This window comes from Bacillus sp. Au-Bac7 (genome assembly GCF_021341655.1).
Taxonomy (GTDB): Bacteria; Bacillota; Bacilli; order Bacillales; family Cytobacillaceae; genus Niallia.
This window is the reverse complement of the sequence record NZ_JAJTTG010000004.1, coordinates 86211-110276: the sequence shown is the minus strand read 5'-3', so window position 1 is coordinate 110276 and position 24066 is coordinate 86211. Positions and strand designations below refer to the sequence as shown.

Below are 24066 nucleotides of genomic sequence, written 5' to 3'. Positions count from 1 at the left end.
GTGACAGGCACCTGTCTTTATTATAGAGAAAAATGACCGGTCAGTCAATTCCCCTTTTCTTGGTATTTTAAAGACCTTCAGCTCCATTTTCGCCAGAATTTGTCTGAAACTGGTTCTGGTTCAGTCGATAATAAAAGCCTTTTTTCAGCAATAACTCATCATGCGACCCTTTTTCAATGATTTCACCATTATTAAGCACTAGTATACAATCGGCATGCTTTATTGTGTTCAATCGATGAGCAACAACAAAGGAGGTTTTCTCCTTCATCAGCACCTGCAGCGCTTCTTGAATTTTCAATTCAGTTATTGTATCAATACTGCTCGTTGCCTCATCAAGTATAAGTATTTTAGGGTCAGCAAGGATTGCTCTAGCAATTGACAACAGCTGTTTTTGTCCTTGGCTGATGCTGTTCCCATCTGCTGCCAAAACCGTGTCGTATCCGTCCGGCAGACTATTGATAAAGCTGTGGGCATTTGCAAGCATGGCTGCTTCCTCTATCTCTTTATCGGTTGCATCCAGCCTTCCATAACGAATATTTTCTCTAATTGTCCCTGAAAATAAATAAGCATCCTGGAGAACAAAGCCCATATGGGAGCGTAGGCTCTCTCGTTTAATAGTGGTAAGGTCATAGCCATCGAGTTTGATTGTACCTTCTGTGGCATCATAAAATCGCGACAGAAGGTTAATGACCGTCGTTTTTCCTGCTCCAGTAGGACCGACAAGGGCAATCGTTTCACCTTGTTTAGCATGGAAAGAAACACCATTCAAAATGCCTTTATCTTCTTCATAAGCAAAAGACACATTTGAAAAAACAACATCACCCTTTACAGCTTCAAGAGAAAAGGCTGTGTTTTCATCCTTCTCCTCTTTCTGTTCATCAAGCACTTCAAATACTCTTTCCGCCCCAGCTATTGCAGATAATAATGTGTTGAACTGATTGGAAAGATCATTCAGAGGGCGGGTGAACTGCCGTGAGTATTCAACAAATATGACGATAACTCCGATAGAAATGTTTCCTGTTTTTAAAATGATTAGTCCGCCGACACCGACAATCAGTGCAAAACTGATATTATTGAGCATGTTCATCAGCTTTGGAATAAAGCCAGAATAAACTTGGGCCCAATAGCTAACATTTTTTAAGTTTTCACTTTTATCAACAAGGTCACTAATCATCCTGTCTTCTAGGGAAAAGGTTTTAACAATTCGCTGGCCTGAAATGGATTCCTCAATAAAACCGTTTAGATTCCCTAATTTATTCTGCTGTTCCTTAAAGAGCACTCCTGTTCTTGCCGTTATCCATTTCATCCCAAAATACATAACAGGTATTATCGTTAAACTCAGTACGGTGAGGAGAGGACTGAGCCAGAGCATGATGGAGACCGTTCCAATCAGTGTTAGAATACTCGAAAATATTTGGATAACAGAGCTGTTGAGTGTGGAGCTGACATTCTCAATATCATTTGTCACCCTGCTCATCAGCTCTCCATGCTGTCTTTTATCAAAATAGGCAATCGGCAGCTGGTGAAACTGTGCAAAAAGGTCAGTGCGAAGTCTGTACACCGTTGACTGGGATATGCCAATCATCCAATAGTTCTGCAAAAATAGGCTGGCAGAATAAAAGAAGTAGATGACCCCGAGTATAAGCAGCATCGTGCCAAGCCCGGTAAATTCTTTGTTTACAATATATTGATCGATTGATTTACCGACAAGAAAAGGCCCTAATAAACCTAACAAGCAGCTTGCGGCTACAAGAAACAGCACAACAAAGAGTAGGCCTTTCTGGACAGCCATGTACTGCCATAAACGATACAGGGTTCTGCTCATGTTTCGGGGTTTTGCCTTCGCCTTTTTCTTTGTAGCCTTCCTACCTATTTCCGGCTTAGGATACAAAAAAGCATCGGTCAGGGTCTTAAACATGACTAGCCTCCTCCTTCCCTAACTGTGACTCAACTATTTGCTGGTAAAGTTTGTTTTCTTTCAACAGCTGTTCATGATGGGCATAGGCAAGAATTTTCCCTTCCTCCATCAGAAGAATCCGATTTGCCTTTCGTGCTGTTGAAATTTTTTGAGTAATTAAAAGTACAGTCGCATTATATGTGGAGATTGCCTGAAGCAGCTCTTTTTCTGTCTGCAAATCTAACGCACTTGTGCTGTCGTCCAAAAGCAATATTTTAGGATTTCTTACGAGTGCCCTTGCAATAGACAGTCTTTGCCTTTGTCCGCCAGACAAATTAATGCCTTTTTGGCCAATTCTTGTCTCATATTTCTTCGGCAGCTTCATAATTGTCTCGTGTATTTGTGCATCTTTAGCTGCCTTTACTATCATCTCATCAGAAGCAAAAGGGTTTCCCCACATGATATTTTCCTTTATTGTTCCTGTAAACAATAAGGAAACTTGCGGCACATAGCCAATCTGCTTTCTCAAGGAATCAAGATCATAATCAGTGATATCTGTGTCATCCATATAAACAGCACCCTTAGTCGGTTCAAAGAGTCTTGGTATTAACTGAAATAATGATGTTTTTCCTGCTCCGGTAATTCCCATGACAGCAATGACCTCATTGGGCTGTACAGTGAAGCTGATTTTCTCCAGTACATTTACTTTTGTATTCGGATAAGCAAAGGCAATATCTCGGAATGTTAATTTTCCGGTAATTTTCTTTTGCTGCTGAGAAGGATTCGCTTTATCATTGTCCTTTTCTTCCATCTCAAAAACCTCCTGCAGCCTGTCAGCTGATGCCTTACAGCGGGAAATCACCATAATGAGCATTGTGATGACAGATAGAGAAGAGGTAATTCTTAATGAGTAGTTGATAATGGCAACAACATCCCCCACCTGTGTCTCACCAGCAGCTATTTGGCCTGATCCCAGCCAAAGGATGGCAATTATACAGAGATTCATGATAAACAGCAAGAGCGGAACAGTGATTTCCATTACACGCAACGCTTTTTCTGTGCTTTGTTTTAAATCATCACTGGCAACAGTAAACCGATCGTTCTCAAATCGCTTTCGAGTATATGCCTTTATCAGCTTAACGGCGGTTAAGTTTTCAAGCATTACATTGTTCACGAAATCTAATTTACTCTGTACTTTCTTAAACAGCCTCCCGCCTTTGCGGATTACCCATATAAACATCAGGATGATAACAGGAATAGTCACTGCAAGTATTAAAGCAAGCCTGGCGTTGACAGCAAAGGACATGATGATTCCGCCGACTATTAATAAGGGAGAACGGAGAAGGAAACGCAAGCTCATAAAAATCATATTTTGCAGCTGTGTAATATCGTTTGTCAGCCTTGTTATTAAGGAAGAACTGGAAAACTTGCTGCTGTTGGCAAATGTAAAGTATTGAATGATTGAATAGAGCTCTTTGCGGAGGCTGTAGCCGAAGTTCTGGCTGACATGGGCTGAATAAAATGTGTTGATAATTCCTGCTGCAAAGGCAAGCAGGGAAATACCGACAAGAATGCTTCCCCAAAAAATAACAGTGTCCGTATTTTGATGTGCCAATCCATCATCGATAATCTTTGCCATAATAAGAGGCTGGACAAGCTCTACTGCAAGTTCTGTCAGCATCAGAACTAATGCAACAGCGATGCTGACTTGATATGTCCGAAGTCTTTTAAATATTTTTGCCATGTTTCTCCTCCCGCCTTTTGTATAAACAATGTAACCGTTTTTAAATTCTTTAGGAAAACTAAATATTGCTATTATCATACCTCTTTTCCCCAAAATAGAAAACATAAGTTTATACCTATCTCAGCACTTTTTTAGGCAGGAGCAGCTCCGCTAAGTTTACGGTAAAAAGGCTGTAGAATTATTCTACAGCCCCCGCCTTAAATTTAAATTAATTTTTTATTATTCTGCTCCTGTCAGTGACCATTTATACATCTCATTATGGAAGCCAAATACTTTCGGTTCTCCGACAGCAACATCTTTTGATACTGCTCCAAAATCAAAATCGGAATAAAGGGTGAAGACTGGCAATTCCTCGCTCCAGATTGCCTGAAGCTGATTGTAAATTTCTTTACGCTTTTCTGTATCAGGCTCTTGTTTTCCTGCTAGAAGCAGCTTATCAACTTCAGGGTTGCTGTAGTTAGTATAGTTGCTTGTAGCGCCGCTACCATAAACAGTAGTCACATCAGGATCGATTGTATTCGTGAATCCCATAAGCAGCAAATCAAATTCGCCTGCTTTTGCTTTTGACATAATTGTCGGGAAATCATAAGTTGTTGTATTGAGTTTCAAGCCGATTGCCTCTAAGTTTTGGGCAATGATATCAGCAGACTGCTCACGAACTTTATTGCCAATCGGTACAACAAAATCAATTGTTTTGTTGAAATCCCATCCAGCTTCCTCTAACAATTGTTTTGCCTTTTCTGGGTCATATGTGTATGTTGCTAAATCCTTATCCAAGTAAGGGCTAATTGATGTATATGGTCCATCAACGATCTCTCCTTCACCCTTCAACAGCTGATCAACTATTTTCTCCCGGTCAATCGCATAAGCAATTGCTTGGCGGACTTTTTGATCAGTAATTTTTTCTGTGTTGAACATCATATTTTGATAGCCATATGTTTTATCTGTTTTTGTTGTTACATTTTCAAAGCCCTTCACTGTATCGAAATCCTGTACAGCAATCTTGCCGATACCGCCGGCAGCATTCATATTAATCTCACCTGTTTGAAGCTGTGCAACAAGGTTTGCTGCAGGCATAATCTTAACGAACATTTTATCAAGCTCTACTTCACCTAAATAGTAGTTGTCATTCTTTTCATACTCCACATATTGGTCCTTCGCATATTTCACGAATTTAAACGGCCCATTTGTTACTGTCGGTTTTTGCATGAAAGGATCCTTCTGCAAGTCTTCTGGAGCTACATCTTTTAAAACATGCTCTGGAAGAATCATAAATTTAGAGCCAAGCTGTTCTTTAACCATGTTTGGATCTACTGGTGTTTTTGTCTTAAATTGGATTGTTTTATCATCAACAATTGTTAAGGAAGGAATTTCTGTAACACCATCTGGGAACTTGCCGTTTTCGGTCAATCCGTCAATGATTGTCAAATATGTGCCGATTGCTGTTTCTGTTTTAGGGTTTGCCACAAGATTCATCGTGAACGCAACATCATTTGCTGTTACTGGCGTTCCGTCAGACCATTCTGCTTTATCATTCAGCTTAATGGTGAATGTTTGATTGTCTTCTGTTTCAAATGAATCTGCAAGCTTAGGAGTGAATTCCAGCGGCCCAGTCATTTCTAAAAACGTATCAAACATGAATTTTTCAAGCCATGAAGCAGCAATATCAGATGAATTAATAGGGTTGAAGCTGACTGGAGCATTTACTAGTCCGATATACATCGTGTTGTCTTTGGAGCCCCCTGCATTCGTGCCGCTGTTTGCTGCACCTGAACATGCTGACAATAAAAGCAGGACTGCAATCGCGATTAAGCCTAATCCTTTTCTGAATACATTCTTCATCTGTTTTCCCCCATTTATCTTTAGACTGTGTATATATATTCCCATCACTTACTTCAGGCTTTTTGGGTCCATTGCATCTCGCAGTCCGTCGCCCATAAAGTTAATGGAAAGCACGGAAAGCAAAATCATAATGCCCGGTGGAATCCAAAGCCATGGCTGTGATGCCAATACCGTTATTGATTGTGCTTCTGTCAGCATATTCCCCCAGCTCGCTGTAGGCGGCTGAACACCCATGCCGAGAAAGCTTAAAGAAGCTTCCATAATAATTGCCGAAGCAATCCCGAAGGTTGCATTTACTAAAATTGGGGCAATACAGTTTGGCAAGATATGCTGAAAAACAATTTTTGGTGTAGAAAAACCTAGAGCAACACCTGCCTTCACATAGTCCATCTCCTTAATGGAAAGGACGCTCCCCCTAACAAGCCGTGCAATCGACGGCCAACCAAGCAAGCCTAAAACCAGAATAACATTAATGAGCTTTGGCCCCATGATGCTTACCAAAACTAGAATGACCATCAAATAAGGGAACGACATGAAGACATCTGTAATACGCATAATGACCATATCTACCCATTTTCCAAAGTATCCAGCGATCGCACCTAAAATAGTACCGATGGCTACATAGATAACAACAGCACCGACGCCTACTGAAAGAGAAACTCTGGCAGCATATATCAATCGGCTAAATAAATCTCTGCCTACTTCATCTGTCCCAAGAATATGTTCAGCGCTTGGCGCCGCAGCGAATTCCCCTTCAACAGCATAAGGATTATGCGGGGCAATCAGCGGAGCAAATATTGCTAAAAGCACAATGAAACTGAAAATGATTAAACCGACAACAGCCAGCTTATGTTTAAAAAATCGTTTCGTAATTAGCTTTAGATAGCTTTCTTCATTGCCAAGCTCCTCTTTGACTGCAACTGGCAGCTGATTGATTGGCAGCTCTGTATCGAGCTTTACATTTGGTATACTCATCCTAATTCCTCCCCCCTTAGCTATATTTGATGCGCGGATCGACGACAGAATAAAGAATATCTGTGAGCAGATTGGAGAACAGTACAGCAAAAGCAGCCAGGAAGTTTATCGCCATTAATGTCGGATAATCTCTGGAGCTGATTGACTGGATTGTCAATTGTCCTAACCCGGGCCACTGGAAGATCTGTTCTGTTACAACTGCACCACCTATTAACACTGGTATTTCCATACCTATAATCGTGATTATTGGAATAAGGGCATTTTTCAAAGCGTGTTTATTTGTGACAATGAACTCCTTAAGCCCTTTTGCTCTGGCTGTTCTTAAATAATCCTGTCCCAGCACCTCAAGCATGCTGCTTCGAACGTATCGGACTGTGCTGCCTGCTATCCCTGTTCCTAATATGAGTGCCGGCAGCAAGAGGTGAACGAGTGTATCCATAAAGCCTCCGTCACTTCCAAGTGTAAACATTCCACCTGTAGGGAGGACACCTAGCACTAACGCAAACACATAAATCGCTCCGAGTCCTAGAAAAAAGCTTGGGATGGAAACACCTAAAAAGGAAAATGTTGTCGTTAAATAATCAATCCAAGAATACTGTCTTGTCGCACTGAGAATCCCAATCGGAATAGCAATAATATAGGCAATGACAAGTGCTGCCCCCATGAGGAGAAGCGTTGGCCCCACTCTTGTTAAAATAAGATCGAGCACTGGTTCATAGGTTGTATAAGAAAAACCAAAATCTCCGTGAAGCAGATTGCTAAGCCAGCGGAAGTATTGGACATAGATAGGATCATTAAGTCCGAGCGCCTCCTTCTTTGCTTCTGCATCCGCTTCTGTTGCATCTGGATTGAGGTACATGTCAACAGGGTTTCCGGGTGCCATATTAATGATGACAAAGTTAAATACCGTCACCCCAAACAATACTGGAATGGCAATTAATATTCTTCGGATAATGTACTGTAGCATTTATGAGCTCCCTCCCTTTGTTATGATAGTGGAAAATGACAGGCAACCGTATGGCTGTCTCCGCTCAAAACAGGCTCCTGCTCTCTGCAAATATTAGCCGCAAACGGACATCTCGTATGAAATCTGCACCCCTTTGGAGGATTAGCCGGACTCGGTACATCTCCTTCCACCACAATCCGCTCTCTATCCCGCAAATGCGGATTTGGAATCGGGTAGGCGCTTAACAACGCTTGTGTATACGGATGCTTTGGCCTTGCAAAGATATCACCGGTTTTGCCGAGCTCAACGATTTTCCCTAAGTACATAACCGCAATTCTGTCACTGATATATTTGACTGCACCAAGGCCATGGGCAATGAAAAGGTAAGTTAAATTGAACTCCTTCTGTAAGTCCTTGAGCAGATTCAGCACCTGTGCCTGGATAGAAACATCAAGTGCAGATACAGGCTCATCACAAACAATCAATTTTGGATTCAGCATCAGTGCCCTTGCGATACCAATCCTTTGCCGCTGGCCACCTGAGAACTCATGAGGATATCTCCCCTTATGGAACTTAGTTAATCCCACTGTCTCAAGCATCTGATCTACCTTCTTGTTCACCTCTTCCTTTGAAGCTAATTTATGTGCCAACAGCGGCTCCGCTAAAAGATCGCCGATTCTTTTGCGCGGATTAAGGGAGGAATAAGGGTCCTGGAAAATTATTTGCATTTGAGTGCGGATTTTTCGCAATTCCCCTTTGCTTAAATCTGCCATATCTTTTCCTTCGAACAGCACACTCCCATCTGTCGGAGGGTCCAGCTTAACAATTGCTCTTCCTGTCGTTGATTTACCGCATCCCGATTCACCGACAAGTGAGATGGTTTCACCAGGATAGATGGAGAAATCCAGCCCATCAACAGCCTTTACATGACCGACTGTTTTCGACAGCACACCTTTTTTAATTGGGTAATATTTTTTGAGGTTTCTAATCTCTAACAACGGATCGGATAATTGTCCTAATATTCCGTCTTTTTCAGGTAAAGTTATCTTACTCATACATTTACCTCACTTCCACTAGTATGTGTGCTTGTCTTGCTGCCTGCCTCATCATAAAGCCAGCATCTTACTTTATGCTCACTCTTGCCATCAACCTCTACATGGGGAGGTCTTTCTGCAATGCATTTTTCCATTGCATAAGGACATCTTGTATGAAAACGGCAGCCCTTTGGCATTTGCTGCAATGTCGGTACAGACCCAGGGATAGAATACAGCTTCTCATCTGAATCGTATTCTAAATGAGGGATGGAATCGATTAAACCTTTTGTATATGGATGCTTCGGTTCATCGAATAATGTAAATACATCCGCTTCCTCCACCACCTGGCCGGCATACATAACAATCACCTTATCAGCCATTTCAGCAATAACGCCCAAATCATGTGTGATCATCATAATGGAAGTGTTCGATTCCTTTTTTAAGCTTTTCATTAGTTCCAGTATTTGCGCTTGAATTGTGACATCAAGGGCTGTTGTCGGCTCATCTGCAATCAACAGCTTTGGCTTGCAGGATAATGCCATCGCAATCATGACCCGCTGTCTCATTCCGCCTGATAGAGCATGGGGGTATTCATCAATAATTACTTCTGCTCTCGGTATCCCAACCTTTTGAAGCATTTCTACTGCATAGCTTTTTGCCTCTTTCGCATTGTAGTCCATATGCAGACGAATCAATTCAACCATTTGGTTTCCGATTGTGAATACCGGATTTAAGGAGGTCATCGGCTCCTGAAAGATCATGGAAATTTCGTTTCCGCGCACCTTTCTCATATCAGCCTCTGAAATTTGTGTTAAATCTTTGCCATTCAGCTTTACAGAGCCCTTTTTTATGAAGCCGTGTGTTCCGAGAAGTCTCATGATAGATAAAGAAGTAACACTCTTACCGCAGCCTGATTCACCGACAATCCCGATTGTCTCACCAGGCTCTAGCTGGAAAGTCACTTCTTCGACAGAAATGACTTCCCCCTTATCTGTTTTAAAAGCCGTTTGCAGTTTATCCACTTCTAAAATATTGTTCCCCATTCTTCCCCCTCCAGTTGAATTTCAGTTAAATAGTGGTTGATTCTACTAATGCATCAGCCTTTTCAGGATTCAGATAATAATCTACTAGACTCAAGAAAATTTTTGCTGTATGAAGCATTGCTCTCTCATCAAATGTAAACATTGGATGGTGATGAGGATAAACAGCACCGATTTCTTCGTTTCTAGCACCGACAGAAAAGAATGAGCCTGGTCTGTGTTGAAGATAATAAGCAAAATCCTCTCCGCCCATTCCTGGCTTCACGATTTCCACTAGCTTCTGATCTGGTAAATTAGCTGTAATGCACTCTACAAGAATATCTGTTTCTTCCTGTGTATTCACAGTGGAAGGATAGCCTCTTGAATAATCAAATTCATAGGTTGCATGAAATGCCTTGCAAACACCGCTAATCAGTTCATCCATTTCTTTTTCAATAAGGTCACGAACATCTTCGTCAAAAGTACGGACTGTGCCAGTTATTTCTGCAGTGTCTGCAATGACATTCCCAGCATTACCTGCATGGAAGGAGCCGATTGAGATAACAGCAGGTTTTTGCGGATTAACACGGCGGCTGACAATATGCTTTAATTGGTTAGCAATCTGCGCTCCAATTGCAATAGAATCAATTGTTTGGTGCGGAGAAGCTCCATGTCCGCCTTTGCCCTGAATCTTCAATTCAAAGGTATCACTTGCAGCAGAAGCAGGTCCGACTCCATATAGCACTTCTCCAAGCGCATTTCCTGAAGCAAGATGTGCCCCAAACACAACATCTACTCCATCAAGACATCCATCCTCTATCATGGCAATAGCCCCACCTGGCGGAAGCTCTTCTGCATGCTGATGTAAAAGCACAATATTGCCTGCAAGACTTTCCTTATTGTCATTCAGCACCTTTGCCACTGCCAGCAATGTGGCTGTATGACCATCATGTCCGCATGCATGCATGATTCCGTCTACCTTCGATTTAAAGGGAACATCCTTCTCATCTTGAATTGGCAATGCATCGAAGTCAGCTCTCAAAGCAATGGTTTTCCCCGGTTTAGCCCCGCGAATTTTTCCAACAACCCCATTTCCGCCAACATTTCTTCTTATTTCAATTCCGAAGCTCTCAAGTAAATCACCGATCATTTTGCTAGTGTTTACTTCTTGAAAGGAAAGCTCGGGATTTTCATGAAAATGACGTCTCCACTCCACCATTTTGCTATACATCGCTTCAATTTCTTCATACCATTTGCTTAACATTGCAGCATCTCTCCCATCCACTATTTAAATTATCAGCTTGACTACAAATCTTAAAGAACAGTTTCCGCCACTTCCTCTTGTGACTTAATAGCAACATAGTGCTCTACAATACTCAAGAAAGCTTTGCCGGCATTTATCATGGCTCTCTCATCAAAATCAAACATTGGATGGTGGTGCGGATAGCTTTGTGCCTCTTCTATTCTTGCACCAGTATGGAAGAACATGCCTGGTTTTTCTAGCAGATAATAGGAGAAGTCCTCTGCTCCCATAATTGGCAAAGATCGAACGACCATTTCCTTATCTAGGCTGTCTGCAATCACCTTCTCAAAAACAGCCACTTCCTCTTCATGATTATAAACGGCAGGATATCCTTTTATGTAATTCACTTCACAAGATGCTTGCATGCTTTCACAAACACTCTCTGCCATTAAGCGTATTTCCTCTTCCATAAATACACGTAAGTCTTTATCGAGTGTTCTTACTGTTCCAGTCAATGTTGCCTTTGAAGCAATAACATTTTTAGCATTGCCGCTGTGGAAGGAACCGATTGACAGTACAACAGGGTTCAGTGGATCTACTCTGCGGCTTGCAATGAACTGCAGTTGTGTAACAAGAGCTGTGCCGACAGCGATAGCATCGACCGTTTCATGTGGCGATGAACCGTGTCCGCCTTTTCCGCTTACTGTGATTTCAAATGCATCTGCTGCAGCCTGGGAATAACCTGGCTTGCAATAATACTTGCCTAACTCACTTAAACTGGATAGATGTGCTCCGAATACTACATCAACTCCTGCAAGGCAGTCATCTTCAATCATTGCCTTTGCACCGCCTGGTGACAGCTCCTCTGCATGCTGATGTAAAAGCACTATATTACCGGCGATGTTTTCCTTGTTATCCTGCAGTACCTTTGCAACGGCAAGCAATGTGGCAGTATGGCCGTCATGCCCGCAAGCATGCATTACACCAGCGACCTTTGACTTATAAGGCACTTCCTTCTCATCCTGAATTGGCAATGCATCAAAGTCTGCCCTCAAGGCAATCGTTTTCCCTGGTTTCGCTCCATAGATTTTTCCTACTACACCTCTGCCCCCAACATTGCGCCTCACTTCTATTCCGAATCCCTCAAGGATATCTGCAATCATCTTTGGAGTTTCAACCTCCTGGAATGACAGCTCAGGATACTGATGCATATGTCTTCTCCACTCCACCATCTGATCGAACATTGTTTCCAGCTCTTCATGCCATTTTTGTAACATACGTTCCCTCCTAATATAATGAAGAATTTTAATTACATCTTTCCAAAAGGTTTTTTGAGGTTTTAATAATTACAAATTAAAAAGTATATTTATTCACTCTTTTCTAGTTGAGTTGCCACTCTCTATTACTGGTAATATTAGCGAATTCCTCCTTTCTTTTTCCTAGCAAGTATTCTATTTCTTATAAATTAACTTCAATTTTCGGAATAGTATACTAAGTTTTTTTAATTATCATAATAAACAGAATTAATAGTTAATTATTGTATTTGCACTTATTTTCCCCCCGTTCTACCTATCACAACATTGTTTCCGCTTTCATTTTCTACTATAAACTAAATTTATGTCAGAAAATCTAACACTCATCTCAACTTAAATTTTTTTCTCACAATTTGTTTGTCCTACTCCAAATCATCAAAACTTAAGAGCAAACAAAAAACCTGCCGCTAATAAAAGCAGCAGGTTTAAATTTTATTGAAAAAACTCTTCGTATAATGCTTTCACAGCCTTCTTGGCAAAATGCTCTTTTACGCCAAACATCATGCTGACTTCAGACGAACCTTGGTTAATCATTTCTATATTAACTCCTGCCTGTGCCAGCGCTGCCGCTGCCCGCGATGTTGTTCCGACATTATGGCGCATTCCTTCTCCAACCACCATAATTAATGACAGATTATGCTCGATGACAGCTTCTTCTGCATGCAGTTCTTCCTTTATCCGGTCAAGCAGCTCTGATTCATTCACATGGAGCAGCTGGTCTTGACGCAAAATGATTGTCAAATCATCAATACCTGAAGGCATATGTTCATAAGAGATTCCATATTCCTCAAGAATAGAGAGAACTCTTCTAGCAAAGCCAATCTCTTTATTCATTAAATACTTGCTGATATAGATGGAGCAAAAACCTTTATCATTCGCAATTCCTACTACAGGTCCATTATCATTATCCCGCTTTGCTGCAATCTTTGTACCAGGAACGGCAGGATTATTCGTATTCTTTACATGAACCGGAATTCCCGCACGATAAGCAGGAATTAAAGCTTCTGCATGGAAGACAGAAAAGCCGGCATAAGAAAGCTCCCTCATCTCCCGATATGTAAGGACACTGATTTCCTTTGGCTGAGCCACAATAGCTGGATTTACGGAGTAGACTGCATCTACATCTGTGAAATTCTCATATACAGAAGCCTTGAGGCCATTTGCCAAGATTGCACCAGTTATATCAGAGCCGCTCCTTGAGAATGTGACAACCTCACCAGACTTGCTGTATCCGAAAAATCCTGGAAACACAATAATGTCATTATAGTCACGCAGCGAATATAAGCGGTCATAAGACTCTGGCAGCACTTGGGCATTACCTGGCTCATCTGTCACGATTAGCCCTGCTTCCTGTGGATTTACATATACTGCTTTTAAGCCTCTTGCTGTTAAGAAATTCGCAACCAATTTAGCATTGTTATCTTCCCCGCTCGCCTTTACTGCTTCCATAAAGGAATGGGCATTTTCTGTACTACCTGCTAACAGCTCCAGGAAATCTCCCTTAATCTGTGTGATGATGTCACTGGAAAGGTCAAGCTCTCTGGCAATATCTGCATACCTTTCGATAATCTGTTCTACCTCTTCGCCTGGATCCTTGCCTGCCAAAACCTTCTCACCGCAGCTGATAAGCAAATCTGTCACTTTCGTATCCTCATTATTTCTTTTCCCTGGGGCAGACACTACAACAACTCTGCGCTCATTATCTGCCTTAATGATTTGCAGTACCTTTTCCAGTTGCTGTCCTGAAGCTAATGAGCTTCCCCCAAACTTAACTACCTTCATGCCGCCATCTCCCATTGAATCAAGTATATTGTTTATGCTAGTCAATTCCCTCGCTATCATTCCCATAAACAGCGGAACATCTCGCTTAAGGGTATTTTTTAAATTTTCCATTATTAATACTAAACATATTATTGCTTTTTTGCACTAAAGAAGCAAGTGTTTTCTTCTCGTAAAATACATTTGTTCTTTTAAGGAATACAAATGCTGAATATTCTTAAAAAAATAAAATGAACTAGCACATTTCCAATATTTTTGTAAAGCTAAAGGCTTCCTTGTTTGTATGAATTGCGTTAAGATAATATTTAGAAAAACGAAATTGTTTTCGGAAAGAAGTGTTATTTTTGGACGATTATCAACAGTATTCAAAACGAAATTTAACAATCATGTGGTTCGCTAACTTTTTTATTAGCGGCAGCATGACAATGGTGTTACCTTTTTTATCTCTTTATATTGAGTCAATGGGCAATTTCTCAGAGGAATATGTTCAACATTGGTCAGGTCTCTGTTTTTCAGTCACCTTCATTGCCGCTTTTTTATTTTCTCCTATTTGGGGAAAGATTGGGGATAAGTATGGCAGAAAGAAAATCTTAATTGCGTTAGGTTTCGGTCTCGGACTCTCCATCTTTCTAATGAGCTTTGTCACTTCCGTATGGCAGTTATTCGCGCTCCGCTTTTTCACAGGCTTCTTTACAGGTTTTATTCCGATGTCACAGGCATTTATCGCTACACAAACTCCTAAAAAAACGGCTGGAAAGGTTCTCGGCACCTTGCAGACCGGAAGTATTACAGGCTCCCTCATCGGTCCTTTGCTTGGAGGAGCAATTGCTGACAGCTTCGGTTACTCTGCAACCTTCCGATATACTTCTTTTGCTATCCTTCTGTCCGTTATCTTGGTCTTCACCACAAAGGAATTCATCCTTCCTGTGAAGGATGGCATCAAAAAGCACTATTCGTCAAAAGAGGTGCTGGCCTATATACTAAAAAACCCAATATTTATTACAGTACTGCTAATATCTGCTGTTATTCAGATTGCCCATTTCAGCATTCAGCCGATCCTCTCTTTATATGTAAGTAAGCTGCACGGTCCAGAGAGCATCGCCTTATTTTCCGGCATCGCCTTTTCAGCAGCTGGGTTAGGAAACTTGCTGATGGCTCGAAAATGGGGAGAAATTGGTGATCGTAACGGCTATCTAAAGATACTTGTCATCTTGTTATTTATAGCAGGATTAGTCTACTTGCCAGGCGGATTTGTTCATGAATATTGGCAGCTGTTGATTATCCGCTTTATTCTCGGCGTATCCATTGGCGGACTTATACCAGTAAGGATAGCCTATATAAGGCAGGAGGTTCCGATTACTATGCAGGGCGAAGTGATGGGATACGAAACAAGCCTGCGCTTCCTTGGAAATGTGATTGGACCAACCTTCGGCGGATTGATAGCAGCACATTACGGCTTTTCAGCTGTTTTCTTTACAACAAGCAGCCTGCTGCTAATATGCGGCATTTTCTTAATAACAATGCTGCACCGCCATCCAAAATATGCAAAACAATCCATGTCATAACCTAACTTAGCATCTTTCATAAGAAAATGTATATAATAATAGGTATACTCTAAAAGCAAGGCTAAAGCTTTAAGAGTATACCTATTCTATTTATTGGAGGAATTTAAAAAATGGCTAAATCTGCTGCAAAAAAAAGACGGGAAAAACAGCTCCGAGAAACCGGATTCAACCCTGCTATTAAAAGAGGAAGCTGGGGCACCATCAACCATTTGACAAAAACAACAAAAACAAAAGCTGAACTGCTGTCCAGTAAAGCGAAAAAACATAAAAAGAGCCATTCATCCGGCGATTTGGAGAATGGTTCTTTTTTTATTCCGGATAATAAATGAGAACGAAAAGTGTCGCCAAGGTTTCTCCAGTATTAATGTACAGATGATCTCGATTAGATGTAAAGGAAAGGGCATCCCCTTTTTCAAGATAGTATTTGTCATCACCAATAACGACAGCAACACTTCCCTCTCCAACAATCACATACTCCTCCCCTGCATGCTTTTCCGAAAAATGCTCTGTCTTTCCATCCATTTCAACAGTGTAGACTTCAAATTTCTTCTCAGGATGAAACGGGAACAGTGAAAACAGCCGATATTGATTTGCATCATCTCGAAACGGCTCAATCTCCTTAAATAACACCTTCTTTACAGTCGTTGTATTTTCCGTCATGAAATAAGAAAATGAAACTTGCAGCCCCATTGCGATTTTCCATAATGTTGAAACAGTCGGATTTGATTTCCCCTTTTCTATTTGGGCTAGCATTGCTTTGCTGACACCTGTCAGCTCTGCTGCTTTATCCAGACTATAACCTCTTGTTTTGCGCAGGTTTTCAAGATTTTGCCCAATAACATTTGTAATAGATTCCATTATACGCTCCTTAAATTTTCATTGATTTATGATTCTAGCTTTTATATACTGTACATTATAACATACATTTATATAATATATTAAACAACGTAGGAGGGTATCATCCTGGAATCTTCAAAAGTTTACGTAGAGAAGGAAGCAAACTCCTTTTCCTTTTTAGATGGGGTAAAGGACTGCATTCCCACATTGCTGGGATATATTAGTATTGGCTTAGCGATGGGTGTGGTTGGTGTCTCTTCCGGTTTAAGCATAGCGGCTGTATTTTTCATGTGTCTGCTTGTTTATGCTGGTTCGGCGCAGTTTATTATCTGTGCGATGATTGCTGCAGGCAGTCCAACTGGTGCGATTGTGCTGACAACGTTTATTGTTAACTTAAGACATTTACTGCTCAGCTCTGCACTAGCACCTAAATTTACACAATATTCTTTATTGAAAAACATCGGTATTGGCAGTCTTGTAACAGATGAGTCCTTTGGTGTTGCCATTACAAAGATTGCTAAAAATATCCCGATAACAGACCGGTGGATGAATGGTCTAAATATTACAGCCTATACAGTTTGGATTATTTCCTGTACTGTCGGCGCATATGCAGGCAAATGGTTCCCTGATCCTGAGATTTTTGGACTTGATTATGCCTTGACTGCTATGTTTATTGCCTTGCTGATTCTTCAGCTTCAAACAGTTCAGGCTTCCAAACTAAGGCACTATCTATTTCTGATAATAGTAATGGTAGTGTTAATGGTGCTCCTGTCAGCAGTTATGTCGAGCAGTCTTGCCGTCATCGTAGCAACAATTATAACAGCAACAGTTGGGGTGGTGACAAATAATGACAAGTGAATATCTCCTGCTTTTGCTTGCCTGCATGGTAGTAACAATCATTCCGAGAGTTTTGCCATTTATACTCGTAAGGAATTTCACTGTTCCTGAGCCTGTGGAAAAATGGCTTTCCTATTTGCCAGTTTGTATTTTCACAGGTTTAATTGTAGAAAATCTTTTATCCTCTTCCAGTGGTGGATTACATGTAGAATGGACTGTATTGGCTGCTTCCATTCCAACACTTCTGATAGCATTATTTACGAAAAGCTTGCTTACTACAGTGCTTGCAGGTGTGTTCCTGATGGCTGCTATCCGGTTCTTTTTTTAACAGAAACTTCTATTTTCCACCTAAAAAGAACAATTCTAGGACTTTCGTTTCTTAACTAGGAAGTTTATAATAAAAATTTGGATATATTATTGATATAATTAAAAGAAGAAATCTTTTTGCTGTATCATTTCTGCAAAATGTGCTAAATGGTAAAACTTAGCACATTTATCTTTATACATAAAAGAAAGGTGGCCATATAGTGGAGAACAATTCAAACTTTATTAAAAATATCATGAAGGAAGATTTGGAGACAGGCAAACACGATACTGTCATCACTCGTTTCCCTCCAGAGCCGAACGGCTATTTGCATATCGGTCATGCCAAGTCAATCTTCATTAATTTTGGACTGGCAGATGAATTTAAAGGGAAAACAAACTTGCGCTTTGATGACACAAACCCTTTGAAGGAAGATATTGAATATGTAAATGCAATTAAGGAAGATGTAGAATGGCTTGGTTACAAATGGGATAACTTGTTTTTTGCATCTGATTATTTCGAGGAGATGTACAGCCGTGCCATCCTACTGATTAAAAAAGGTCTTGCTTATGTAGATGATTTAAATGCAGACCAAATTCGTGAGTATAGAGGAACATTGACAGAGCCAGGAAAAAACAGCCCGCATAGGGACCGCTCAGTAGAAGAAAACTTAGAGCTATTCCAAGCTATGAGAGATGGTAAGTTTGGCAATGGAGAAAAAGTTCTGCGTGCAAAAATTGATATGGCTTCTCCAAATATCAATTTACGTGACCCAGTAATCTACCGTATTTCACATGCTTCACACCATAATACAGGTGACAAGTGGTGCATTTACCCTATGTACAGCTTTGCCCATCCTTTAGAGGACGCTATTGAAGGTGTAACACACTCATTGTGTACAACAGAGTTTGAGGATCAACGTCCGCTGTATGATTGGGTTATTAGAGAATGTGAAATGGACAGCAGGCCGCAACAAATTGAATTCGGCCGCTTAAACATTACGAATACGGTAATGAGTAAAAGAAAGCTGAAGCTTTTAGTGGATGAAAAATACGTAGACGGCTGGGATGATCCTCGCATGCCGACAATCTCCGGCTTGAGAAGAAGAGGCGTAACACCTGAAGCGATTAAAGAATTCAGTAAAGAGCTTGGTATTTCAAAAGGTTCTGGTGCAGTTGATTCAGCAATGCTGGACCACTTTGTACGTGAAGACTTGAAATTGAAAGCGCCTCGTACAATGGGCGTACTTAACCCATTGAAAGTAGTTATTACCAACTATCCTGAAGGGCAAGTTGAAATGCTGGAGGCAGAAATTAATCCAGAGAATCCAGAGATGGGAACACGTCAAATTCCATTCTCTCGTGAGATTTATATCGAACAGGAAGATTTCATGGAAAACCCTCCAAAGAAATATTTCCGTCTATTCCCTGGTAACGAAGTTCGCTTAAAACACGCTTACTTCATTAAATGCGAGGAAGTAATCAAGGATGAAGAAGGAAATGTTATCGAGCTTCGCTGTACGTATGATCAAGAAACAAAAAGCGGATCTGGATTTACAGGCAGAAAAGTAAAAGGAACATTGCACTGGGTGGAAGCGACGAATGCCATCCCTGCTGAGTTCCGCCTGTATGAGCCGCTTATTTTAGACGAAGAAGCGGAGGAAATGGCAGAAGGAGAAACCTTCCTTGACTATGTTAACGAGAAGTCTCTTGAAATTGTCCAAGGCTTCATTGAACCAAATATGAAGGATGTACAAGCATACGATAAATATCAATTCTTCAGACATGGATATTTCAGTGCAGATCCGAAATATACAACATCTGAAAAACCTGTATTTAACCGAATTGTTTCATTAAAGAGCTCCTTTAAGCTGTAAAATAAAAAAACACAGCACGCAATGCGTGCTGTGTTTTTTTTTATTATAGATGTTTACTGTAAGACAGCTTTCCTGGACTAGTGAGCCAGTCGTACTGAAGCAGACGAAGTTCGAATAAACGAAGCGGATCGTGGAACATTTCCGGATTATTCTTTAGTCTTTCCAGCAAGTCTTGATACTCTTGAATGTCGACAGTTTTTTCTTCCATTGTCTTTTGCAGCACATCATATGGATTGCTGAAGAAGATATGAATATCCCCTGCTAATCCCTTCTCATAGAAGTCAAACTGCTGAAGGAATGCATCTGCAATATTGTTAGCAACTTCCGTGAAATCCTCTGTTTCAATATATTTCTGATATCTTGTATAAAGCATTTTTTTGTTTTGCGGTATGCTGCCAAGCAGCTTCCCTGCACTCTTAAGCAATACTTGGGAAGGCTTAAGACGAAGCAAAATATTAGCTTTATCAAGCTTAATGCCGCCAGTCAGCCTGCGTGCATCTCTTCTCCAATCATCTAATATGGAGAAATCACAGCTGAGTGTCAATTGATTTTCCTCATATAATCCATTAAAGCCTTCACATAATTCATTTAAGAAGTTTTGGCTTTCCTCCAATTGTTCCTGTGACAGCTTAATCCATTCATTTATCTTGCCATATACTTTTGGCAGCAATGCGTTATGAACATATTGGTCAATCTCACTATTCATTCTGTCATTAAGCTCAACATGAATCTTACCAAAGTCGCTGTCTTCCTTAATGAAGTTTTTGCAATTCCGTAAAATCTTCGGAATTTCCTCAAGGATTTCCTGTGTTGTGCTTTCTTTTATTTCTTCAAAAGCATTTACGATAATACGAGTTTTTTCTGATTCCATATCTGCCAGCTGATTATTTGCACCAGACAGCTTGCTGACTATTTCTTCGTACATACGAAGTGTCGTATAAAGACTTTCTTCCATCTCCAAGCGCTTATCAAATAGATTAGATAATAAATCCTGAATGATGGCAATGCTTTTTGTTGTCCGCTCTTCTGCTATATTTCTTTCTGCAAAATGTCTTCTGTAGAAACTGCTGATATCATTTAGCTGCACACTGCGGTCATTTTCCTTTGAGTAAAGGAAAACAGCACTGTTTGGAAAATATTGATCAATTGCTGCTGTTGCCTTTTGCAGTCTTTTTGCTGCCACTTTCTCGTTTTCTGCTTCATCTGCGTAGATTAAGAACTGCACCGTTAAATGAGGAGCCTTTTCCTTCCATTCAAGCAGTCTCTCATAATCACTTGACTGAAATAGCGATCTTTCATTAATGACAAAAAGAAGGCTGTCTGCCAGTAAAGCGTAATCTGCATACCTCTCCTGATGAGGGAAAGGAAGTGTTGTTATTGCCCAATTATTCTCATGCAAAAGATGGGATGGAGTATATAAATGGAAGATGCGGGTTTCCTCTCCATGTCTATCTTTTGAAAGCTGTTCTTCATAAAAATCGTTTAATGTATCAATAGGGCGGATTCCTTCTTCAGTCAGTTCCTCCATCTCTAAATAGTCATGATCATGGATGGAGATAAGGCTATTTGTGCCTTCTGACAATAATGTTTCCCCAACAAGTTCATTAATGCAAGAATTTACGCCGCTTCCAGGTGAACCGATAATTAGAAGCTGACGGCTTTCAGCAGGAATCTGTTCCACTACTCTTTGTGAGAATTTCTTGTCGATGATGATATCATTATTCTCCGCCCAATCTGTAATAGACTGAAGCAATTGCATGATATCTGCCAAGTCAACAACAGCCTCTGCAGTATTAATTAAATGCTCTGCGCTGTTGATAAACTCCGCCTCAATTGTACTAGGGAACATATCATTCCATGCAAGCACAGCAGATGCCGCAATTATGCTATCCTGATTATTAGCTGTTACCAATAAATTGCTCAATATATCTGGAATAAGTCCTCTGACTTCCTTAATTGGATAAACAGAGCTAATCAAATGCAAATAAGAGTCTTCAAGCATACTAGGAAGCTCTGTCCACTCTTCTTCTTTCTCCCATTGAAGCTGTTGAAACAACTGGTTGTAGTCCCACAGCCATGCCAAGTAAAAAGGACTATTTCGATAATTTTCCCAGAATGCCACACTTAATTGCTCAAACAGTTTTTGATCCAGCTCGGCAACACTTCTGATGCTTTGCCTAAAATAGTTTGGCTCGTACTCTGCAATAACGCCGATTTTTGCATATTGAATCAATGCTTCATACCATTTTAATGAATTCGTTCTTTCTCCTTCATTAACAGCTAGTTCAATTGCATCTCCCCATGCTTCATGTTCTTCAAAATAAGTTTTCGCCAAAAGTGTCATGTTGGCATAGTCAGGGTTTGTTGCAAGCAAGCTTTTAATAGTGTGATGCGCCATATCATGATTGCCTTTTTCGATATATAACGCAAAAAGCTGCATCGAAATCTCTGTGCTTAATAGTTCAGAATCAGTTAACACAGCTTTATAAATACTTTCTGCTGTCGATAACTCTCCTAATTCCATATAAGCGTCAGCCAAGTTTTTCTTCGCCCATGGTTCGAGCTCATTTGAGATATTTTCCCACTTGAATATTGCTGATTCATAATCATGTACGTGGAAGTACAGCTCTCCCTGTGCATATCGGATTGACGTTAAATCCGGAACGTTTTTTCTTTGCTCTGCGATATATAATTGGCCGAGCACTTCGATTGGCGGCTCTTCCCGATCGACGGTAAAACTTTCATAATAGGTTTTATTAATTAACTTCTTTTCTAATGTCATAACTTCCCCCTGTTAATCTTTGGAATGATGATGACCTTTTTCCTCATCCTCATAATCATTTAGTCCCGATATCTTTGTATCTATTCAACTGTAATATTATGCAAATAAGACAGCATTCATAACTATAAGTCCATACTTCTCTTTATTGTAGCAAAGACGTTCCATCCGTACATTTCGGCAATTGTTCATTTATGTTACAAAACATTTACTAAAAGGGCTGTTTCTATAACAATAGCTTACTAAAATAAGCGAGCCTTCCTCTAGTGCCTATATACCCTTTCTCCTTTTACGGTTAACAGCATATAGATGTTGAGATGAAAGAAAAGATAACCTATTTAAAAACGAATAATAAATTACATCTAAATTTAAAAAATGAAGCTTGTGACTAAATAGATTATGGCTTTAAAATCAGTTCGTTTCATTGCGCTCCAGCCACTCGCTTTCCGCGGGGAGGAAGATGAGCCTCCTCGTCTTCGCCTGCGGGGTCTCATCCTTTCCTCTATTTCCCGCAGGTGTCCCGAGTGTCCGCCGCTCCATTCCACTATGATTTTTTAATTATTGTATTTAAACTAAAAAAACAAAAACCGAACTATTTAATCAAAAAAAACAATTAAATAGTTCGGTTTTCACACGGTTTTACACACTTATGTCCCAACCTTACTTATTTTTCCCTTTATCATTTTCATCAAATTTCTCTACTGGTGATTGGCCGTACCAGTCTTCTCTTTTTCGGCGGCGGCGCTTTCTGATTTGAATTACTGCAGCAACGACAATAATAATGAAGATTATTGCCAACGGAAAACCAAATACTCCATAAAATACACTAAATATTCCATCTAAAAAATCATTCATGATAAAACCTCCTTTGTATTCTCCAAAATCTCTTGAAGCAATACATTCCGTTCTATGTATCCATGTACATAACATTCCCTAATCTTGGCTTTTTAAACTAGCTTCCCTCAACTTATCCCTTTAAAAAAGCATATAAAAAAGCGGGCATTGTTACACCCGCTTAACTCTTGAATTATTCTTTTTCTGGGAGCTTCTCCAGATAATCTATTGCATCCTGCAATGTGCTGACTGGCACGATTTTAATGTCGTCATAGCCTTCTTTTGCTACTTCTTCTTTAATTTCCTTTTCATTCGTATCATCTTTATAGTTATCCTCTGGATAGAAGAATATGTCTACATCCGCTTTATGTGCAGCGACAATTTTATGCTTGATGCCGCCAATCTGACCGACATTACCCTCTGCATCCATTGTTCCGGTACCGGCTACTTTATAGCCCTTTGTTAAATCATCATCTTCTAATTGATTGTAAATTTCTAATGAGAACATCAGACCTGCTGACGGACCGCCTATATTATCGCTGTTTATCTTTACATTAACAGAGGGATCAATAGACATATTATTTTCCGTACTTATCCCTATTCCCACTTGGCCTGTCTGTTTATTCAGCACAATCATTTCCACTGTTGCTTTTTTGTCTTTATTGTTATGTGTGTATTCAATTTCTACTTTATCTCCAGCTTTTTTGCCTTTTAAATAAGCAATTAAGTCGGTGGCTTGTGTGAATTCATTTCCATCTACTTTATGGATAATATCGCCAACATGGATAACCGATTTTGCTTTTGATGTTTCCAGCACCCCTGCAACAAACACACCATTATATTGATATTCTACCTTTTCCCCTGCAGCATGCAGACTGGCAATAATCGCATTTTGTTTAGAGGTGTCCATCATGTGGAGCAGAAGTGAATTATATTCCTGATCCGAAAGATCGCCCTTCACTTCTTCTTCTTCTTTAATTTCTGTATGTGGAGCCAACAAGCCATACAGGAGTATGTAAGGGTTACTTGCCTTAATAGAATAGACAGTCGTCAAGTTCAAACTGCCAGCCTCTGTCTTATCTCCATCTTCGACAGTAACCTTCTCCGCGAGCGATTCAATGGAACCAGGCTGGTTCAAGTAATAAGGAGTAGGAATAAAGAATAATACTAGCAATATCCCCATGAGTATAAATAGGCTTATTTTTAATTTTTTGTTTGTCCCTTTTTGTTTCATCGCAAAAT

General features: G+C 40.3%; 19 protein-coding genes. 5 read left to right on the top strand and 14 right to left on the bottom strand.

Annotated features, from left to right (window positions below; all coding sequences use genetic code 11):
* Positions 1–67: 67 nt before the first annotated feature.
* The 10 genes from LXM54_RS16135 to LXM54_RS16090 form a co-directional block, all read right to left on the bottom strand.
* On the bottom strand, positions 68–1918 hold the full coding sequence (locus tag LXM54_RS16135; protein ID WP_233316284.1) for an ABC transporter ATP-binding protein: 1851 nt from the start codon (positions 1916–1918) through the stop codon (positions 68–70).
* Positions 1911–3641 (bottom strand): ABC transporter ATP-binding protein, encoded by a 1731-nt coding sequence (locus LXM54_RS16130; RefSeq protein ID WP_233316283.1) that lies wholly within the window; start codon positions 3639–3641, stop codon positions 1911–1913. The genes LXM54_RS16135 and LXM54_RS16130 overlap by 8 nt, the downstream gene beginning before the upstream one ends.
* A 219-nt stretch (positions 3642–3860) precedes the next feature.
* Positions 3861–5483 carry an ABC transporter substrate-binding protein gene (locus LXM54_RS16125; protein ID WP_233316282.1) on the bottom strand — a complete coding sequence of 541 codons (1623 nt, stop codon included), beginning with the start codon at positions 5481–5483 and terminating at the stop codon, positions 3861–3863.
* Positions 5484–5531: 48 nt separating this feature from the next.
* The gene (gene opp4C / locus LXM54_RS16120; protein ID WP_233316281.1) at positions 5532–6458 is read right to left on the bottom strand and encodes an oligopeptide ABC transporter permease; all 927 of its coding nucleotides are present in this window, start codon (positions 6456–6458) and stop codon (positions 5532–5534) included.
* A gap of 16 nt (positions 6459–6474) precedes the next feature.
* Positions 6475–7425 (bottom strand): ABC transporter permease, encoded by a 951-nt coding sequence (locus tag LXM54_RS16115; protein WP_233316280.1) that lies wholly within the window; start codon positions 7423–7425, stop codon positions 6475–6477.
* A 20-nt stretch (positions 7426–7445) separates the two neighbouring features.
* Entirely contained in the window at positions 7446–8459 is a 1014-nt protein-coding gene (locus tag LXM54_RS16110) for an ABC transporter ATP-binding protein (protein ID WP_233316279.1), read from the bottom strand.
* The gene (locus LXM54_RS16105; RefSeq protein ID WP_233316278.1) at positions 8456–9481 is read right to left on the bottom strand and encodes an ABC transporter ATP-binding protein; all 1026 of its coding nucleotides are present in this window, start codon (positions 9479–9481) and stop codon (positions 8456–8458) included. Before LXM54_RS16105 ends, LXM54_RS16110 begins: the two co-directional genes overlap by 4 nt.
* 25 nt (positions 9482–9506) lie before the next feature.
* Positions 9507–10721, bottom strand: coding sequence for a M20 family metallopeptidase (locus LXM54_RS16100; RefSeq protein WP_233316277.1), 1215 nt, complete (start codon positions 10719–10721; stop codon positions 9507–9509).
* 50 nt (positions 10722–10771) lie between these two features.
* Positions 10772–11977, bottom strand: a complete 1206-nt coding sequence (locus tag LXM54_RS16095; protein WP_233316276.1) for an amidohydrolase — start codon at positions 11975–11977, stop codon at positions 10772–10774.
* Between the two features lie 468 nt (positions 11978–12445).
* Positions 12446–13795 carry an aspartate kinase gene (locus LXM54_RS16090; protein WP_233316405.1) on the bottom strand — a complete coding sequence of 450 codons (1350 nt, stop codon included), beginning with the start codon at positions 13793–13795 and terminating at the stop codon, positions 12446–12448.
* Between the two features lie 383 nt (positions 13796–14178).
* Here LXM54_RS16090 and LXM54_RS16085 point away from each other — a divergent pair, with 383 nt between their 5' ends.
* Together LXM54_RS16085 and LXM54_RS16080 are read left to right on the top strand one after the other, a co-directional pair.
* Positions 14179–15357: an MFS transporter gene (locus LXM54_RS16085; RefSeq protein WP_233316404.1), complete on the top strand. Its 1179-nt coding sequence runs from the start codon at positions 14179–14181 to the stop codon at positions 15355–15357.
* A gap of 110 nt (positions 15358–15467) precedes the next feature.
* Positions 15468–15686, top strand: a complete 219-nt coding sequence (locus LXM54_RS16080; RefSeq protein WP_233316275.1) for a hypothetical protein — start codon at positions 15468–15470, stop codon at positions 15684–15686.
* On the opposite strand, the gene LXM54_RS16075 is transcribed toward LXM54_RS16080, so the two are convergent.
* Positions 15667–16215, bottom strand: a complete 549-nt coding sequence (locus LXM54_RS16075) for a helix-turn-helix domain-containing protein (protein ID WP_233316274.1) — start codon at positions 16213–16215, stop codon at positions 15667–15669. The two genes, LXM54_RS16080 and LXM54_RS16075, sit on opposite strands and share 20 nt — an antisense overlap.
* Before the next feature lie 105 nt (positions 16216–16320).
* Here LXM54_RS16075 and LXM54_RS16070 point away from each other — a divergent pair, with 105 nt between their 5' ends.
* The 3 genes from LXM54_RS16070 to LXM54_RS16060 all read left to right on the top strand — a co-directional run bounded on the left by LXM54_RS16070 (position 16321) and on the right by LXM54_RS16060 (position 19211).
* The gene (locus tag LXM54_RS16070; RefSeq protein ID WP_233316403.1) at positions 16321–17052 is read left to right on the top strand and encodes an AzlC family ABC transporter permease; all 732 of its coding nucleotides are present in this window, start codon (positions 16321–16323) and stop codon (positions 17050–17052) included.
* Positions 17042–17359, top strand: a complete 318-nt coding sequence (locus LXM54_RS16065; RefSeq protein ID WP_233316273.1) for an AzlD domain-containing protein — start codon at positions 17042–17044, stop codon at positions 17357–17359. The genes LXM54_RS16070 and LXM54_RS16065 overlap by 11 nt, the downstream gene beginning before the upstream one ends.
* A gap of 199 nt (positions 17360–17558) precedes the next feature.
* Positions 17559–19211: a glutamine--tRNA ligase/YqeY domain fusion protein gene (locus LXM54_RS16060; RefSeq protein ID WP_233316272.1), complete on the top strand. Its 1653-nt coding sequence runs from the start codon at positions 17559–17561 to the stop codon at positions 19209–19211.
* A gap of 43 nt (positions 19212–19254) precedes the next feature.
* Here LXM54_RS16060 and LXM54_RS16055 read toward each other — a convergent pair whose 3' ends face one another.
* The 3 genes from LXM54_RS16055 to LXM54_RS16045 form a co-directional block, all read right to left on the bottom strand.
* Entirely contained in the window at positions 19255–21993 is a 2739-nt protein-coding gene (locus tag LXM54_RS16055; protein ID WP_233316271.1) for a tetratricopeptide repeat protein, read from the bottom strand.
* A 657-nt stretch (positions 21994–22650) separates the two neighbouring features.
* The gene (locus LXM54_RS16050) at positions 22651–22845 is read right to left on the bottom strand and encodes a Loki-CTERM sorting domain-containing protein (protein ID WP_233316270.1); all 195 of its coding nucleotides are present in this window, start codon (positions 22843–22845) and stop codon (positions 22651–22653) included.
* 172 nt (positions 22846–23017) lie between these two features.
* Positions 23018–24058: a SepM family pheromone-processing serine protease gene (locus LXM54_RS16045; RefSeq protein ID WP_233316269.1), complete on the bottom strand. Its 1041-nt coding sequence runs from the start codon at positions 24056–24058 to the stop codon at positions 23018–23020.
* Positions 24059–24066 lie beyond the last annotated feature (8 nt).

Excerpts from the sequence above, each read along its gene's own strand:
- LXM54_RS16090 (WP_233316405.1), bottom strand. The coding sequence starts at position 13,795 with ATGAAGGTAGTTAAGTTTGGGGGAAGCTCATTAGCTTCAGGACAGCAA.
- LXM54_RS16080 (WP_233316275.1), top strand. The coding sequence starts at position 15,468 with ATGGCTAAATCTGCTGCAAAAAAAAGACGGGAAAAACAGCTCCGAGAA.
- LXM54_RS16135 (WP_233316284.1), bottom strand. The coding sequence starts at position 1,918 with ATGTTTAAGACCCTGACCGATGCTTTTTTGTATCCTAAGCCGGAAATA.
- LXM54_RS16050 (WP_233316270.1), bottom strand. The coding sequence starts at position 22,845 with ATGAATGATTTTTTAGATGGAATATTTAGTGTATTTTATGGAGTATTT.
- LXM54_RS16125 (WP_233316282.1), bottom strand. The coding sequence starts at position 5,483 with ATGAAGAATGTATTCAGAAAAGGATTAGGCTTAATCGCGATTGCAGTC.
- LXM54_RS16055 (WP_233316271.1), bottom strand. The coding sequence starts at position 21,993 with ATGACATTAGAAAAGAAGTTAATTAATAAAACCTATTATGAAAGTTTT.
- LXM54_RS16085 (WP_233316404.1), top strand. The coding sequence starts at position 14,179 with ATGTGGTTCGCTAACTTTTTTATTAGCGGCAGCATGACAATGGTGTTA.
- opp4C (WP_233316281.1), bottom strand. The coding sequence starts at position 6,458 with ATGAGTATACCAAATGTAAAGCTCGATACAGAGCTGCCAATCAATCAG.
- LXM54_RS16095 (WP_233316276.1), bottom strand. The coding sequence starts at position 11,977 with ATGTTACAAAAATGGCATGAAGAGCTGGAAACAATGTTCGATCAGATG.
- LXM54_RS16100 (WP_233316277.1), bottom strand. The coding sequence starts at position 10,721 with ATGTTAAGCAAATGGTATGAAGAAATTGAAGCGATGTATAGCAAAATG.
- LXM54_RS16065 (WP_233316273.1), top strand. The coding sequence starts at position 17,042 with ATGACAAGTGAATATCTCCTGCTTTTGCTTGCCTGCATGGTAGTAACA.
- LXM54_RS16045 (WP_233316269.1), bottom strand. The coding sequence starts at position 24,058 with ATGAAACAAAAAGGGACAAACAAAAAATTAAAAATAAGCCTATTTATA.
- LXM54_RS16110 (WP_233316279.1), bottom strand. The coding sequence starts at position 8,459 with ATGAGTAAGATAACTTTACCTGAAAAAGACGGAATATTAGGACAATTA.
- LXM54_RS16115 (WP_233316280.1), bottom strand. The coding sequence starts at position 7,425 with ATGCTACAGTACATTATCCGAAGAATATTAATTGCCATTCCAGTATTG.
- LXM54_RS16075 (WP_233316274.1), bottom strand. The coding sequence starts at position 16,215 with ATGGAATCTATTACAAATGTTATTGGGCAAAATCTTGAAAACCTGCGC.
- LXM54_RS16105 (WP_233316278.1), bottom strand. The coding sequence starts at position 9,481 with ATGGGGAACAATATTTTAGAAGTGGATAAACTGCAAACGGCTTTTAAA.
- LXM54_RS16130 (WP_233316283.1), bottom strand. The coding sequence starts at position 3,641 with ATGGCAAAAATATTTAAAAGACTTCGGACATATCAAGTCAGCATCGCT.